This window comes from Leeia speluncae, from assembly GCF_020564625.1.
In the GTDB taxonomy this organism is placed as follows: domain Bacteria; phylum Pseudomonadota; class Gammaproteobacteria; order Burkholderiales; family Leeiaceae; genus Leeia; species Leeia speluncae.
Map to the genome: position 1 here is coordinate 115,024 of NZ_JAJBZT010000007.1, position 16,855 is coordinate 131,878.

At 45.0% G+C, this 16,855-nt stretch carries 13 protein-coding genes; 4 read left to right on the top strand and 9 right to left on the bottom strand.

Going from position 1 to position 16,855, the window contains the following annotated elements; translation table 11 throughout:
* Positions 1 to 25: 25 nt before the first annotated feature.
* The 3 genes from LIN78_RS13265 to LIN78_RS13275 all read right to left on the bottom strand — a co-directional run bounded on the left by LIN78_RS13265 (position 26) and on the right by LIN78_RS13275 (position 3,369).
* Positions 26 to 676 carry a hypothetical protein gene (locus LIN78_RS13265; RefSeq protein ID WP_227181322.1) on the bottom strand — a complete coding sequence of 217 codons (651 nt, stop codon included), beginning with the start codon at positions 674 to 676 and terminating at the stop codon, positions 26 to 28.
* Between the two features lie 129 nt (positions 677 to 805).
* On the bottom strand, positions 806 to 2,461 hold the full coding sequence (recN, locus tag LIN78_RS13270) for a DNA repair protein RecN (protein WP_227181323.1): 1,656 nt from the start codon (positions 2,459 to 2,461) through the stop codon (positions 806 to 808).
* Positions 2,462 to 2,493: 32 nt separating this feature from the next.
* Positions 2,494 to 3,369: an NAD kinase gene (locus LIN78_RS13275; protein WP_227181324.1), complete on the bottom strand. Its 876-nt coding sequence runs from the start codon at positions 3,367 to 3,369 to the stop codon at positions 2,494 to 2,496.
* Between the two features lie 156 nt (positions 3,370 to 3,525).
* Between LIN78_RS13275 and hrcA the strand changes: the two genes are divergently transcribed.
* The 3 genes from hrcA to LIN78_RS13290 all read left to right on the top strand — a co-directional run bounded on the left by hrcA (position 3,526) and on the right by LIN78_RS13290 (position 6,291).
* Positions 3,526 to 4,545: a heat-inducible transcriptional repressor HrcA gene (gene hrcA, locus LIN78_RS13280; RefSeq protein ID WP_227181325.1), complete on the top strand. Its 1,020-nt coding sequence runs from the start codon at positions 3,526 to 3,528 to the stop codon at positions 4,543 to 4,545.
* A gap of 76 nt (positions 4,546 to 4,621) precedes the next feature.
* Entirely contained in the window at positions 4,622 to 5,716 is a 1,095-nt protein-coding gene (hemH, locus tag LIN78_RS13285) for a ferrochelatase (protein WP_227181326.1), read from the top strand.
* Positions 5,717 to 5,886: 170 nt separating this feature from the next.
* On the top strand, positions 5,887 to 6,291 hold the full coding sequence (locus LIN78_RS13290; protein WP_227181327.1) for a hemerythrin domain-containing protein: 405 nt from the start codon (positions 5,887 to 5,889) through the stop codon (positions 6,289 to 6,291).
* 90 nt (positions 6,292 to 6,381) lie between these two features.
* Here the strand turns inward: LIN78_RS13290 and LIN78_RS13295 are convergent, their stop codons facing one another.
* The 6 genes from LIN78_RS13295 to gcvA form a co-directional block, all read right to left on the bottom strand.
* The gene (locus LIN78_RS13295; protein WP_227181328.1) at positions 6,382 to 7,107 is read right to left on the bottom strand and encodes a GNAT family N-acetyltransferase; all 726 of its coding nucleotides are present in this window, start codon (positions 7,105 to 7,107) and stop codon (positions 6,382 to 6,384) included.
* A 25-nt stretch (positions 7,108 to 7,132) separates the two neighbouring features.
* On the bottom strand, positions 7,133 to 7,585 hold the full coding sequence (locus LIN78_RS13300) for a GNAT family N-acetyltransferase (protein ID WP_227181329.1): 453 nt from the start codon (positions 7,583 to 7,585) through the stop codon (positions 7,133 to 7,135).
* A 95-nt stretch (positions 7,586 to 7,680) separates the two neighbouring features.
* Entirely contained in the window at positions 7,681 to 9,243 is a 1,563-nt protein-coding gene (locus LIN78_RS13305; RefSeq protein ID WP_227181330.1) for a chemotaxis protein CheW, read from the bottom strand.
* The gene (locus LIN78_RS13310; protein WP_227181331.1) at positions 9,240 to 12,083 is read right to left on the bottom strand and encodes a methyl-accepting chemotaxis protein; all 2,844 of its coding nucleotides are present in this window, start codon (positions 12,081 to 12,083) and stop codon (positions 9,240 to 9,242) included. The genes LIN78_RS13305 and LIN78_RS13310 overlap by 4 nt, the downstream gene beginning before the upstream one ends.
* A 129-nt stretch (positions 12,084 to 12,212) precedes the next feature.
* Entirely contained in the window at positions 12,213 to 13,898 is a 1,686-nt protein-coding gene (locus LIN78_RS13315) for a tannase/feruloyl esterase family alpha/beta hydrolase (protein WP_227181332.1), read from the bottom strand.
* 142 nt (positions 13,899 to 14,040) lie between these two features.
* Positions 14,041 to 14,934 (bottom strand): transcriptional regulator GcvA, encoded by an 894-nt coding sequence (gene gcvA / locus LIN78_RS13320; protein ID WP_227181333.1) that lies wholly within the window; start codon positions 14,932 to 14,934, stop codon positions 14,041 to 14,043.
* 380 nt (positions 14,935 to 15,314) lie between these two features.
* Between gcvA and amaB the strand changes: the two genes are divergently transcribed.
* Complete coding sequence (gene amaB, locus LIN78_RS13325; RefSeq protein ID WP_227181334.1) at positions 15,315 to 16,814, top strand: L-piperidine-6-carboxylate dehydrogenase; 1,500 nt, start codon at positions 15,315 to 15,317, stop codon at positions 16,812 to 16,814.
* Positions 16,815 to 16,855: the final 41 nt, after the last annotated feature.

The following is a 16,855-nucleotide window of genomic DNA, read 5'->3' on the forward strand; positions in this document are numbered from 1 at the left end:
AAAACCGCCATTTTTTAAAGGATTTTTAAGCCGGAGAGACTTCGGTTTCGTTGAGTAACATTTTTTGCCAGAAAGGGTAGAACTCTCGAATAAGCCCTAAGAAGGCTTGTCTGACATTTTCTTGTGGAAGCAGCATGAGAATAGCATTTACCCCAGAGCGATAGACAGCAGACTGTAGTGGCTGTGTTCGCATTAAGAACATTAGGCAACGTAAGAAATAGTCTCTGATGGTGTAATCTTGCGAGGAAATTTTGCCCTCGACCCGACTAAGATAGTCTGAAAGGCAAGGTATTTCTTTTTTATCCCAACCTGCGGCGCACAGTTCAAACCAAATCTCTTCTAGACTTGCGCTAACTTTTAGATTGATGGGCTGCAAGGCAAAGCCATCACCGGAAGCCATTGCTGCTACCGTTTTTAAGTCTTCATTCCAAAATGGATAAAACTCTCTGGCAATAGAGACAAAAAAGTTGAGCGTTTCATCGGTCGCCATCTTATGCAACGTAGAATCCACTGCATGACGATAGGCAACACTATCATCCCGATCGCAGCCTTCTAGGGCGCTTACAAGGTAACGAAGAAAGTGTTTTCTCTGATTAAGACTCGCAGTGCTTGCCCCTTTTTGCTTGAGCAAATTAAGGTAAGCATCGAGTGAAGTTGGTTCTTGCTGTGCTGGCATGATACTGCATCTTATTAGTAGTTAATTGCAGCCTAGATGGAAACTACACTTTATGCAAGCTACACACCGATGTCATAGTGAAAACAATGCAGTTTTTTGAGATTTGTCAGGTAATTTGCTTGCGAAGGATTAGTAAGCAAGCATTTCTTTGGCGTGTTGACGAGTAGTTTCGGTGATTTCTGCACCACCTAACATTCTGGAAATCTCTTCAATTCTCTCCGATTCACCCAGCACATGGATGCGACTAGTGACCCGATCATCGACTAGTCCTTTGCTGACTTGCCAGTGATGATGTCCTTTAGCGGCAACTTGCGGGAGGTGTGTGATGGATAATACTTGGTACTCTTTACCAAGTGCTTGCAGTAGCCCGCCAACCGTGTCGGCCACTTTGCCACCAATACCGACATCCACCTCATCAAAAATAAGCGTTGGTACAGAGGCAACCGCAGACATGGCAACTTGAATGGCAAGGCTAATACGTGATAATTCACCACCAGATGCCACTTTGGCTAAGGATTGACCGGGTGCGCCGTGGTGGCTAATTCGGTATTCAATTTGCTCCAAACCAAAAGCATTGGGTTCATTTAGTGGATTTAATGACACCTCGAACCGAGTTCTCTCCATCGAGAGTAATGCAAGAGAGCGGGTGACGGTGTCTGAAAGTGTCTTTGCTGCTGCTTTCCGTGCTTCAGAAAGTTGTTTGGCCTTACTATCCAATAATTGGCGATTTTGTTTCACTTCTGCCGTTAAACCGGCAATGTCTGCAAGTGCCGCCGCTTTTTTGCGTGCAAGCAAGGCTTCTTCTAAGACACTATAGAGTGCTTCTGGCGTCGATTTGAGCTTTCTCGCCATGGTATGAATGTCTGAAAGCTGTTCATCTAATTGCTTAAAGACTTGCGGGTCTAGTTCTTGACGACCAGCGTAGTGACGAAGCGAATAGGCGGCTTCTTGCAATTGAATCAGTGCACCCTCGATTAAATCACTCGGTTCTTTGAGCTGCGGATCGATTTCGACCTGATCTTTCAGCTGATTCAAATAATGTGTTAATTGTGGAATGATGGCTTGAGACGACTCTTGTAATAGGTCGGAGCCTTGGGTTGCCACTTCTTCTAGTGCACTAGCATGGCTCATTCTGGTGTGGTTTAGCACCAGTTCTTGGTATGCCTCGGTTGGAATGGCTATGGGCTTTAACTCATTAATTCGCCATTCAATCTGCGCTAAGACTTCTTCTTGCTTGCTTTGATTGGCTAGCGCTTCGTTTAGTGCGGACTCAGACTGCTTCCACACTTTGTAGTATTGATTGACCGCTTCTGTTAGCTGAGTGCATTCACCAAACGCATCTAGCATCTGCCTCTGGTAATCTCCCCGCATTAAGGATTGGTGGGCATGCTGTCCGTGAATATCAATTAACCATTCACCAATTTCCTTTAGCTGCTGAACCGTGGCGACAGTGCCATTAATAAACGAGCGACTTCTGCCTTGTTTATCTAGCGTTCTACGCAGCACCAGCAACTGTGTGTCTTCCCCTTCGAGTTGATTTTCAGTGAGCCATGTAGCGACGTGCGGCATCTGCTGGATATCAAATTCTGCAGTAAGATCGGCTCGCTCTTGGCCTAGGCGAACCATGCCACTATCGAACCTACCACCTAATAGCAAGGATAGGGCATCGATTAATAGCGATTTCCCCGCGCCTGTTTCACCGGTGAGGACGGTAAATCCTTTAGAGAATTGCAGTTCTAAACGATCAACAATGACAAAATCACGAATATTCAGCGTTAGCAGCATAGTCTATTTAGATGATTGTGAGCGTGAATGGATTAGAGCAGTTGCTCGCCCCAATGTAGTTTTTCTCTAAGGATATCGTAGTAATTGTAATTGGTTGGATGAAGCAGGGTGAGTTTACGTTCTGAGCGCTTAATAAAGATGCGGTCAGTTTCTTTTAAATCGATGTGGGATTGACCATCAAAATGCACGCGGCTTTCAAAGCCTTTTAGCATGACGACTTCAACCTGGCATTTATCACTCACTGCAATCGGGCGGTTTGTCATGGATTGCGGGCAGATTGGTACCAGTGCAATCGCAGGAACGGATGGATGCAGAATCGGTCCACCAGCGGCTAGCGCATAGGCGGTAGAACCAGTTGGTGTGGTCACAATAAGCCCATCTGAGCGTTGGCTATAGACAAACTGACCATCAATAAAGATTTCGAACTCGATCATTGCGCCGAGTGCGCCACGGCTAAATACGACATCGTTAAAGGCGGTACCTGTTGCGATGGTTTGGCCGTCTCTTTGAACCGATGTTTCCAGTAAGATGCGTTCTTCCGAAACATATTGGCCTTCTAGCATATCGCGGAAGATATTCATCATGCGGTGCAGAGGGACATCGGTCATAAAGCCTAGGCGGCCATGGTTGACCCCAATAAGCGGGACATTGTGACCTGCTAGTAGTCTCGCAATTCCTAATAGGGTGCCATCGCCACCAATGACAATCGCTAGGTCTACCTTGCTTCCCATCTCTTCACGAGGGATGCGTGGGTAGTTGCCCGCCTGATTATTGGTCACGGCTTCAGCGTCCAAATAGATCTCTAGCCCCTGATCTGAGAGAAACTCAGCCAGTTGCATAACCGATACTTGAACTTCAGGCGTACGGCGACGCCCGACAATGGCGATACGAGGAAAGATTTTGTCCATGGGCAGCATTATAAGCATAAGCGAATCAAATGTTCCAGAGCGTTCCCGCAAGGCTAGCTGATTATGGATACGAGTGATTTTCCTGCCGTTTTTTGGTAAATTGTCAGAAGCCAGTCAAATTAATATTTGTTTTCCCAAAAAGGTACGTACACCATCATGATCAACCCCAGAGCGCAACAACTCTTACGAGTGCTGGTTGAGCGTTATATTGAGGACGGTCAACCCGTGGGTTCCCGTACACTTTCACAAGCTTCAGGCATGGATTTAAGCCCTGCTTCTATCCGAAATGTGATGTCTGAATTAGAGAATTTAGGGTTTGTGGCTAGCCCACATACTTCTGCTGGGCGTATCCCTACGCCGCGCGGGTATCGCTATTTTGTGGATACGCTCTTAACCAAAAGACCGGATATTAATGAAGAGTTGCGCCAGCAGGTGGAGTCTCAGTTTAACCACGATACGCCACAGCGTTTAGCATCTACTGCTTCTCATCTGTTATCTGAATTAACGCAGTTTGCCGGGGTGGTCGTGACACCTAAGCGAACTAACTTAGCGATACGCCACATTGAATTTTTGCAAATGGGGCCATCTAAAGTGTTACTCATTTTGGTGGCGACGGATGGCACTGTTCAAAACCGTTTCTTGCAAATGGAGCGAGACTATTCTGCAGAAGAATTACTCGAAGCAGCTAACTTCTTAAATAAGCATTATGTGGGTTGTTCGTTTTTGGTAATGCGAGAGCGTTTGCATGCTGAACTAAAGCAACTGCAAAGTGATGTGACGGCATTAATGAACGCAGCCTTAGAAGTGGGCGAGTCGGTGATTAGTGAGCAGCAGGAAAATCTGGTGTTAAGCGGTGAGCATAATCTCATTTCTAGCGTGGATTTATCTCGTAACGTTGATCGATTGAAACAGTTGTTCCTTGTGTTTGAACAAAAGACGGCATTGATGCAGTTATTAGATAACAGCCAACGTGCCGAAGGGGTGCAACTCTTTATTGGTAGTGAGTCTGGGATGATTCCGCTTGAAGAGTGTTCTGTGGTGACCAGTAGTTACCGGGTAGACGGTGATATTGTCGGCACTTTGGGGGTGATTGGCCCAACGCGTATGGCGTATGACCGCGTGATCCCGATTGTAGATGTCACTGCGAAACTATTATCAAATGCTTTGTCTCAGTAATGAATGATTGTCTATCATTCAAACGATTCAACCATCATGTTTCTCGGTGCAAACCGAACCTCTTACCTGAGTGCCTATGTCTAAGTATGTAACCGAACCACCTTTTGAGCATGGTTCCGAGAAAAAAATTGGCGTTTTATTAGTTAATCTAGGAACGCCAGAAGCGCCTACTGCCAAAGCGGTAAGGCCGTACTTGCGAGAGTTCTTGTCTGATACACGGGTTGTGGAAATTCCAAAACCTGTTTGGTGGTTGATTTTAAATGCGTTTATTTTGCCGTTTAGACCAAAACAATCTGCATTAAAGTACGCCAGTATTTGGACCAATGATGGTTCGCCGTTAATGGTCCATACCACTAAACAAATGAAACTATTAAAAGGGCTGATTGGTGAACGCCAAGGTCCGGGTTATGTAGTGGACTTTGCGATGCGCTATGGTAAACCTTCAGTTGCTGACAAAATGCAGCAACTGAAGAGAGAAGGCTGCGAGCACATTGTGGTGCTGCCACTCTATCCGCAATATGCGGCAAGTAGTGCGGGTTCTGTCATGGATGCGGTTGGCCGTACGATTCAGATGATGCGTAACCCGCCTGTTGTGCGCTCCGTTAAACATTTTCATGATCATCCTACTTATATAGAAGCATTGGCGAAGCAGGTGAAAAAACATTGGGCATTAAATGGTCGTGGCGACCATTTGCTCATGAGTTTCCACGGCGTGCCTAAAGCGACATTAACCAAGGGCGATCCTTACTTTTGCGAGTGTCACAAAACGGGTCGCTTATTAGCCGAAGCACTTGGTTTGGCCAAGGGGGCATACACGATTGCTTTCCAGTCTCGATTTGGGAAAGCCGAATGGGTAAAACCTTATACGTTTGAAGTATTGCATCAGTTAGGGAAAGCCAAAACACCGAAGCTGGATATTATTTGCCCGGGATTTGTTTCTGATTGCCTAGAAACGCTGGAAGAAATTGCGATGGAAGGCAAGGCAGAGTTTGTTGCAGCTGGCGGTGGTGAATATCGTTATGTGCCTTGTCTGAATGAAGAAGAGGGATTGATTGAAACCCTTTATCAGTTAGTCCAACAAGAAGTGCTGGGCTGGGAAAAAGTGTTGCCGTCACCCGCTGAAAGAATGAAGTCACGGGAAGTGGCAAAGGAAAAAGGTGCTAAGCAATAAAGAGAGGATTCTCTAGCTTGGCGATATCTTCGTCAGGTTTATGTTTAAAAACGACAAAGCACTTGGGGCGAAACCTCAAGTGCTTTATTTATTTGACGATGGTCAAATGAAATTTTTCTTGTCAAGCGTATTGTTGGCGTCAATCAGATCATTTAATCAAGGGGAACGCCATGAGTACGCTAGCCAAAATGCACACAGAAGATCACTTTGCTTGTGAACGCCATTTACAAGCATTGATTATTGCCGCAGATACCAAACAAACAACTGACTGTTTGCGCTCTTTGGACTCTTTCCGTGATGAGTTTTTGGCACACCTTGCGATGGAAGAAAACTCGATTTTTAATCGTATTGTAGAGGCGATGCCAAATACTGAATCGACGATTAAAAAACTACGTAAAGCACATGATGAAATGCGCGTTACCTTAGACAATATTGCAAAAAAGATGGTACTACAGGATTTTGCAAACCTAGCTGAACTGTCTCGTGATTTACAGCGTAGCCTTCAAGACCATGCTAACGATGAAGAGAAGCTATTTATTGCAGTGGGTGAAGTGATTGCAAGCCATTCACACTAATCATTTTAAGTCATTCACAGTAATGCAAAACGGCCTTTCTAATGTGGAACAGGCCGTTTTTATTTGAAGCGAACCAACCATTCACTCTTTTTATGTGTGACTTGCAATCGATTGGCGGATTGCTTCTAAACGCTGTTTTTGCTGCCCGTTTTCATCAAAGTTAGCATGAGCTAACCATGCGGCTAATGCGGCTTTCACGGTTGGCCATTCGGAATCGATGATAGAAAACCAAGCGGTATCACGGCTTCTTCCTTTATAGACAATCGCTTGTCTAAATATCCCTTCAAACTGAAACCCGAGGCGTAAGGCCGCCTTTCTAGAAGGTGCATTGAGGCTATCGCACTTCCATTCGTATCGGCGGTAGCCTAGATGATCAAACGCATACTGCATTAATAGAAACTGCGCCTCAGTGGATAGCGGGGTTTGCTTTAGTTTGGGTGAGAAGGTGACACCACCAACTTCAATTACCCCGTGGGTTGGATCTATCCGCATCAACGATAAAGTACCCACCGCTTTTTGGCTGGCTAGATCGATAACCGTATAGGCTAATGGATCTTGGCTAGTCTCTACATTTTTCAGGTATTGGCTAAATGTGGTTTTGTCTGAGGGTGGAGCCTGGAATAGGTAAGTCCAATCTCGGCCATCTGGTGCGCTGGTGTAGGCTTCATATAGATCATCTAGGTGTTGATCATGAGAGACCGGTACGAGTTGGCAGTATTGGCCTGTTAGCACAATGCGTTGCGGTTTTTCGCGAGCTTGCCACTGCGGTACTTCTTCACCAATCGGTTGGTTAAATTCATTTGTCCGTGTTGTCATGTTAAGTATCCAAGTAAATTGCTGATTAACCGATTAAGTGTCTGTACTGTACAAAGCCCGGGCGATTGGCAATTTTATCGTAAAGCTTCATCGCATCTTGATTGGTTTCATGGGTTAACCACCACACACGAGAGGCGGAGATATGGGTAGCATGTTGATAAACATGTTCGATTAATTTTCTGCCAACCCCACCCCCTCTACAAGATGGGCTGACAAATAAATCTTGTAAATACACATAGTCACCTTTTGTCCAACAAGAACGGTGCTCGATGTAATTCACCATACCAATTGCCTGATTATCTTGCCAAGCAAGTGCCGAATGCATGGGTTCTGATTCGGTTAAGAACCGATCCCAAGTTTGTTGGGTGACCGATTCTGGGATATCTGTTTGATAAAAAGCCTGATAACCCTGCCATAGCAACAGCCATGCATTGAAGTCTGTCGGGCGTACTAATTGAATGTGGATAGGGGAGGACATGATTGGCACCAAAGATTAGATGCAATCAGTTTAAAAGCATATTGATTCTATCTAAAGAGCCAATTTGATTGATTTTAGTAGAACCAATATTGTGCTTAAGCGGTGACAGGAGGGCTAACGGGCTGATTTTTGATTGCCGATTGCAGAGAGAGGAAAGCATCAGACTTAACAAATGCTGCCATGGCTTTGAGGTCTAGCGTGCCAATCATCCGTTGATTCATTTCATTACCAATCATCAAATGGCCAAAACCAGGACGGCCAAACTGATCAGGGGCGATGGATTGGTGCTGTTTATCGTAAACGCCGGATTCAATCGTAATTAACCCTGGTACCGCAAAGCCTACCACTGTGTCACCTTCTTCGATCACTAAAATACTGGCAGTTGCCGATGGCGGTTTGGTTTCGAAACCCAATAAGTGGACTAAACAGTAAATAGGGATAGATCTACCTCTATTAATGACTAAGCCTGCACGCTCACAATTTAAACCAAGGAGCGAGGTGTCTGGATTCCATGGAATCATTTCTGCGATTTGATCAACCGGGCTTGCGACTTCAAAGCCAACATCGTAGCTAAGCATTTGAATTAAGTTTTGTTGCTGCCGAATACGTAGATCTGTATCACTACTATTTTCTTTCGCAGATCCGGATAGTGGGGTATTCATGCGGGCAAGAATTTCTAATTCTTTACCGGATGACAGCATGGATGGGTTCACTTGTAGATAGTATCCACACGCAGATGCGTTTGCGGCATGTGATTCTGCAGGTAAAGCGGAAACCGGGATGGCATTTAAAAAACACTCTGGTTTAGGAAAAGATAAACCGGGAAGGGCTACCGCTTCGGTATGCTGTAGTAACACCACATCGATGATTTCATCGACCATGAACGCAACATAGCCATCTTCTACATGGACAAGGAAGGCTTGTCTTAATCGGGTGCCAACATTGTTTGCTAATTGACACACACCTAGTAAATCTAGGACAGGAATTTGGTGCCCATTAAAATCTAATGTACCCAAACAGTAACCGGTTTTTATAGGTGAATTATGAATTGTTGGGTTAAGAATAATGGTGTAGATCACATGGGAAACTAGTGCAAGGGGGATACCATTGCTTTGCATCAGCATGACATGGTTTGCACTAGCTTCCTCTCCAACGCTGAAAGTTTGATCATCTGCATGGGCATAATGATTTTTTGTCATCGCTTGTGAGGCATCTGTCGCCGGGATGCCGGACATGTCGAATAACCTTGCGGCGGAAATGACACTCACTACTTGCCCGTCTTGCATTGAAAACGCTGCAGTAAAGAGGTTAGCTCCTTCTTTATCGGAAATAGGGATAGGCTGGATTTTCATGACTTCGCCTACGCCATCAGCAACAATACCTAATAGTTTTTTTCCATCTCCGACAATGACAATCGATTCATAAGCATGCGGTGTGTAGGGTTGCCCCAAAAACGCTTGTAAATTGATAACAGGGACAGGTACGCCACGAAGATCAACCGCACCAAGCAAGCCTGCTTGGGCCGTTGGCAAGGCAGCAATATGGGAGCATGGCACTACTTCGCGTAGGTTTTCCATGGCTAATGCCAAATGAAGACCTTCCACATAGAAGTGACCAATTAACACTTCCTTTTGTCCCACTGCTGCCATCTCACTCATTTGATTGAACCCCCTAGGTTATCGATGAGCGAACTGACTTGATCCACCACACTATTTTGATCTACGGTTGCCTCAGCGATCGAACTCACCCTAGAGGCGGTATTTCTCACACTATGCAAGATGCCTTCGAAACTGCTTGCAACGGTACGATTAATCTCCGCACCTTCTCTGACGTGTCGGTTAGCCTCTTCAATTTGCTGATGGATTTCTTTGGCCGCTTGGGCGCAGCGCTCTGCTAGTTTACGAACTTCGGCTGCCACCACAGAGAAGCCCACACCATGATGACCAGCTCTGGCAGCTTCGATCGCAGCATTGAAGGCGAGTAGGTTGGTTTGGTTGGCAATTTCGCTAATGATTTTGACGATTTCAGTCACTTTTATTGAGCTTTGCTCAATCTCGGTAATTGCTTTAATCGACTGCTTGAGGTTTTCATAGCCCTTAGTTGCTACTTCTGTGGTTTCATGCGCCATGTCTGCAGCGACACTAGAATGAGAGGCAATCGAATTGATGCTGCTCACCAGTGTTTTTACACTATCGGCCATGAGTTGAGATTTTTCTTTGATCTGTTCTTCTAGTTGTACTTCTTGGGTGACATCGTAGGCATATTTGATGATCTTAATCACTTTGCCATTTAGGTCTAAGATAGGGTTGTACGTCGCCTGAATCCAGACATCGCGGCTAAATTTACCAACCCGGTGGAAGCGTCCACTGTAATACTTACCTTCACTAAGCGTTAGCCAGAACACGCGATATTCTTCGCTTAAGGTGTACTCCGTCGTACAGAAGATACTATGGTGCTGACCTTGGATTTCTCGGTAGGTGTAACCCATCGCGGCAAGGAAGTTTCGGTTGGCGTATAGCACGTGGCCTGTCAGATCAAACTCGACAACTGCAAGCCCTTTGTCTACCGCAGCTACTTTCGCTTCGTCTAGCGCCGTACGCATTTTTTGTTCGGTGACGTCTGTCGCAAACTTCACGACTTTAAACGGTTGGCCGTGCTGATCAAACACCGGGTTGTAGTTGGCTTGAATCCAAACCTCTTCGCCACCGCAGCCAATCCGTTTGTATTCGCCGTGGAAGTATTCGCCTCGGCACAATTTATCCCAGAAGGCCTGATACTCTGACGTAGAGGATTCTTTGGGATCGACAAAAATGCGGTGATGCATACCAATAATTTGCTCTAGTCGATATCCAAATAGGTTTAGGAAGTTCTCATTGGCATTCAGTACTTTGCCGGTCATATCAAATTCGATGACGGCTTGAGCGCGGTTAATAGCTTTTAATTTGCCATCAATTTCTAGTTGTTGCAGTTTTGCTTTAGTGATATCTCTAGCAATCATAATCACTTTTGATAGTGATCCATCTAACCCCATGACCGGGCTAAAGGTTGCTCCAAACCAAATCTCATTTCCATTATGGCTTTTACGGCGAATTTCCTCTCGTACAGAGGTTCCCTCATGTAGGCGATGCCAAATGCTAAGATAGTGGTTTGACGTAAGATCTTCTTCATAAATAAAGTTTGATTCACCCATGCCAATTAATTCTGCCATCCTATAATCCAATGCATTTGCAATGTTTTCATTAGCAAATAGCACAATACCTTGTCTGTCTAATTCAAGCATACAACTACTGGCAGATATTGCATTTAGACGGGACTCATTTTCAAAAGAACAGATTTTTTGTCTTGAAATGTCTTGGCAATATTTGACTACTTTGACGGGCTGACCTTCAATATCAAAAATTGGGTTATACGTTGCTTGAAGCCACACTCTCTTACCATTTTTAGCTATGCGTAAATATTCGCCACTATCAAATTCGCCTTTCCCCAATTTTTGCCAAAAATTACGATATGCTGGTGTTGATGCTTCTTCAGTTGTTACAAACATTCGATGATGATTGCCTACGATTTCATCTAGCTCGTAACCCATTGTGTGAAGAAAATTGTCATTCGCGGAGATGACTTTACCGGTCATATCAAATTCGATTGTTCCCTGAGATAATGATATGGCTCTAAGTTTGCAATCATCTTCGAGTGTTTTCTGTTTGTATGAGGTTATATCACTTGCAAACTTCACTACTTTGAAAAGGCTACCATCGGCTTTTCTGATAGGAGTGTAAGTAGCTTGAAGCCAGATTGGTTGTTTTTTGCTGGTTACTCGCAGAAATTCATTGGTAAACGCTTTTCCTGATTGAATCTCATTCCAGAAATTTGCGTACTCATCACTTTCTACATAAGTGTTTGGACAGAATATTCGGTGATTTCTGCCTATAACCTCCTCTAATTTGTAACCCATGGTTTTTAAGAAATTGTCGTTGGCATTGAGAATGGTTCCATTCATGTCAAATTCAATTACTGCAAGGGTTAAGTCTAGTGCTTCGAGTTTGGCCATTTCATCTGCAGCTAGCTGTTTTTCTTTGGTAATGTCAGTGGCGAATTTGACGATACGGTAGGGGGTGCCTGCTTCGTCTAATAATGGGGAGTAGAACGAACGGATAAAGACATGGTCCCCAAATTTATTAATACGCTGATATTCACCGGAAAATGTTTCGCCACTGCACAGCTTTTCCCAAAAGGCTTGGTAACGGCCAGACGTTTTTGCCTGATCTCCCCACAGTTTTTCATGCTTTTGACCGAGCAGTTCTTCTCGGTTGTAATCATATAGTTTCAGAAAGTTTTCGTTTAGATCAACGATGTTACCTTCTAAATCAAATAGGCAGGCCGCCAAATTTTGGTTCATGGCTAGGAATACATGCAGTAACTCTTTGAGAAACGGATCATCAGAATCCGTAAACTTAGTAAGAAAGTGCTGTACCGTTTCTGGGGTGTTGTTGAGTAACATCTGGCGTCTCCTGACTACATTTCTTTTAATTCAATATAGCAGCAGATCCAAAAAAAGCTTTTTTTCTTCAAGACATTAAAAAAGCCAGCGCATGGCTGGCTTTGTAAAACGTGCTGAACGCGTGATGATTTAGTAGTCTGTAAAATGATACGGAGTAAAGAAGTCTTTACCTGCCCAATCTCTAGATGGCCGCGGTAGCAGTGGGTCTCTTGGTTCAAAACTACTTGCTTGGTTGATATCACCATTGCCTTTATAACTAGCTACCAGTGGGTAAGGATAAACCGGGCGACTTCTTTCTGGTGACTCTACACTTGGAGGTGCTCCTGCGGGTTTGTTTGCTTCGCTTGTTGGTTGTCCAAAATTGTTTGCTTTGGTTTTGCTGGTGCTGGTTTCGATTAAAAATGGCGCGTGGCTAGCCTCTACCCAATCAATCATCTTAGACATCAAATCGACTGAAGATGGGCCGTCGCCTTGTCCGCAGTGAAATACACCGGGAAGCAAATATAGTCTTTCGAAATTTTCTGCTTTTTCTGCACCCATTTGTTTGATCAGCGCTTCATGATAGGCAATAGTGGTGAGTGGTGAAATATGTGGGTCTGACCAACCGTGCCATAAAATGAGCTTGCCACCTTTTGCAGCAAAAGCGGATAAATCCGGATTTACCGCATCAAAAAGTGGGTGTCTTTGGCGAAGCGCATCTAGTGTTGCTTCTGTAAAGGCGAGCGCCGTTAGTTTATCTACTTTGTTTGCCGAGTTTCCAAACACTAAGTGTTGAATCGCACCTTCTGCAATCATTTTGCTAAAGATAGGTTGGTTTGCATCAGTTGGGACAAATACTCCCGCCCATGCGAGCTCGGAACCATATTGAACGGAACCTACGGTTAAGAAGCGGCCTGTTGTTGGGTCTTTTGCTCCTTGGTAAATTTTTGCGGCAGCTTCTGCTTCTGCATGGGTTAAACACTGGCTTGTATCAGAAGCAGTTGGCGGACATTCGATGGTGGTCGGGTCAAAATGACATGCACGCGGATCGGTTAAAAGACCATCTTTCATACCATCTAGTTGATCGCATGCTGCAATCACTGCATTGTGCAAAATTGGCAAACGGCTAGCCACAAGAATAGCTTTACCGTCTTTTCCTGTGTTGCTCATGGCTAGCCAACCGTGATGAAGGCTATTTTGAACCTGGAATAGCATTGCAGGGGCGCCAGCAATAATGCCGTCAAAGTCATTCGGGAATCGCTGTGCTTCCATTAAGGCTTCACGTCCGCCATCAGAGCAGCCATTAAAGTAGGATTTTTCTACCGATTTTCCATACAGCGCTTTGATGAGGGCTTTATTGGCCACTGCCGTGATATGCACACCGCGATAAGCAAAGTCTGCTCTTTGCTGATCGTTTTCGCCAAACTCTGTGCCCATTCCTTGGTGGCCCATATCAGTAGAGGACACCACCATTTCATTATTTTCGAGTGGTGCGCAGCCTTCTGATGCGCCGGAATCTAATCGAATACTGCCGCAAGTACCGCCGCAGCCTACTTGTAGGTAACGTTCGGACCAGCCAGTCATCGGGAGTGTTGTTTGAAAATGAATGGCAGGAGAGAGTAAACCCTCTACCGTACACAGGTTTTTGCCATGATTGGCTTCCACCTTCGTGCTAATAATCTTGCTGCCGTTACCGCCTATATTGCTTAGATCATACGCTTGAAGAGATTCGCAGCTGACTTTGGCATCTAAGGCAAACGCTGGCGTCGCGATAAAAAAGGAAAATATGGAAATACTTAGCCCGATTAGCCAAGTGAGATGTGACTTTTGCTTCATTGTGTTGAAGGTCCCTGAGATTTAATGGGCGGATTTCCGCTGATTTCTTATATGAAACTATGACACAGCTAGGCGTTTAATCGGGTGAGCTAGACGTAAAGAGGGTGTAAAAATCGTCAACTATGCTTGAAAATTAGGGATGTTATTCCGACGCAATCGTTAGATTGATCCAATCTTTAAATGCACGCACCGCATAAGTATCTGCGCGAGATGCGGGGTAAACAAAATAATAGGCTTGGCTATTTTCCATTGGGTGATCATATGCAATGGTTAAGGCGCCTGAGTTCAGTTCATTTTCGATAAAGTGCATTGGCAGAAGGGCAATCCCTAATCCTGATAGCGCGGCTTGAATCACCATTTGAAACTGCTCGAATCGCGGCCCTGCAAATGCATCGATATCTTCTGCACCTGCATGGTGTAACCATTCATTCCACGCCTGTGGACGGCTGGTGAGTTGCAAGCGTTTGTAATGGTGGAGTTCATCAATATCCGTTAGTGCTTTTCCATTTGGTAATAGTTGGGGTGAACAGACGGGGACTAATTTTTCCCCCATTAACCGATGGCAAACAGCCCCCGGCCATAAGGCAGGGCCAAAATGAATCGCCCCATGTAGATCTTCATTGGAAAAATCAAACGGTGTGGTACGTGAAGAAATATTCAGTTCTATATCCGGATGGGCGGCGTAAAACGTACCTAATCTGGGGATTAACCAGCGCGTCCCAAATGTAGGTAACACCGCAAGATGTAGCACTTTGTTTTCATCTTGATGCGATTTTAGCTGAATAGTCGCCGCTTCCGCCCGATCCAACACTTCGCGAATCACTGCGCCATAGGCTTCACCTGCCGTGGTTAATACTAAGCGTTGTTTAATTCTTTCAAACAGCGGCCGTCCCAAAAAATCTTCCAATTGCCGAATCTGCCGGCTGACTGCACTTTGCGTCAGGCAAAGTTCTTCTGCTGCGCGCGTAAAACTCAGGTGGCGGTGAGCTGCATCAAAACACTGCAAAGCAGAAAGTGAGGGGAGGTTACGTCGCATGTTTGGTTTCCAAAAGGGAACAAGCTAAGAGAGTCTGATGAATATTACCAAAATCAAGGATGTTTTCCTATTGGAAATCAGTTTGGGTTTTCTGTGTTTCTAATTAGAAAAAGTGGCTAAGTACAACTACGTAGTTGTTTCCTTTTTACTAAATGGTTTAAATGATGAGTATATTTGAATTAGATATTATATGACTATAATTAACTGAAATATATAGATATTTTGTTTTTACTTATCAAGCTAAGTTTTTTAGAATGCTCGAAAATTTACTTAGCATCATAAATTTCCTATCTGAAAAAATTGCAGAATTATTATTGACATGTATCAAGTTTCCTCAAATAATGGCCTCGTAGTTTCTTATCGGAAATCTTGGAGTGAATATGAAAATTGATGCCATTATGAGCGCCATGGGCGTCCCTGCTTCTGCTTATCAAGCACAAGGCCTAGAAGTGTTTTCACCAGTGAATGGTGAAAAGATTGGTGCAGTTGCCACCATTCAGGCGAGTGATGCAGATGCAGCATTAGCGCTTTCAGTAAAAGCATTCAAAGAGTGGCGTCATGTGCCTGCACCAAAACGTGGTGAGTTAGTTCGCATCCTTGGTGAACTGCTACGTAAATACAAACAGCCACTAGGTGAGCTAGTTTCGATGGAAGCAGGAAAGATCGTTCAAGAAGGCTTGGGCGAAGTACAAGAAATGATCGATATCTGTGATTTCGCCGTCGGTCTATCTCGTCAGCTTTATGGTTTAACGATTGCTTCAGAACGCCCTGGTCACCGCATGGCAGAAACATGGCATCCAATTGGTGTGTGTGGTGTTATTTCAGCGTTTAACTTCCCAGTTGCCGTTTGGTCTTGGAATGCTGCGCTAGCGCTAGTGTGCGGTAACTCTGTGGTATGGAAACCATCTGAAAAAACCCCATTAACAGCAGTTGCTGTGCAAGCCATTATGGACGAAGCGATTAGTTTGTTTGGTGCTGCACCAGAAGGTTTGTCTCAAACTTTAATTGGCGGCCGTGATGTGGGTGAGGTGCTAACCAAAGATGCGCGCGTTGGCATCGTTAGTGCAACGGGTAGTACCGAAATGGGCCGTGCAGTAGGCCTTGCTGTGGCGCAACGCTTTGGCCGTTCTATTCTAGAACTAGGTGGAAATAACGCCGGCATTATCAGCGAAACCGCCGATCTAGATTTGGCTTTGCGTGGCATCTTGTTCTCTGCTGTGGGTACTGCAGGACAACGTTGTACAACGCTACGTCGCTTGTTTGTGCATGAGTCTATCTACGATGGTTTGGTCAGCAAACTAAAAGAACTATACGGCAAAGTACGTATCGGCAACCCACTAGAAAACGGCACGCTAATGGGCCCGTTGATCGACAAAGCATCCTTTGATCGTATGCAATCTGCGCTTGCTTCTGCAAAAGAGCAGGGCGGCCAAGTCACCGGTGGTGAGCGTATCACCGTTGCAGGTTGTGAAAATGGCTACTACGTAAAACCAGCGATTGCTGAAATGCCAGCGCAAACCGCGATTGTGTTGCAAGAAACCTTTGCACCAATTCTATATGTAATGAAGTACACCAACTTTGAAGAAGCGATCGAAGCAAACAACGCTTCTCACCATGGTTTGTCTTCTTGCGTGTTCACTACCAACCTTCGCGAAGCAGAACTATTCACCTCTGATTTTGGTTCGGATTGCGGTATCGCTAACGTCAACATCGGGCCAAGTGGCGCTGAAATTGGTGGCGCGTTTGGTGGAGAAAAAGAAACTGGCGGCGGTCGTGAATCTGGTTCGGATGCATGGAAAGGTTACATGCGCCGCGCAACCAACACCATTAACTATTCCAAAGAATTACCGCTAGCACAGGGTATCGACTTCAGTCTGTAAGCCAAGTCTGTTTGAAATCCAAGCCGGGGACCCCTTCCCCG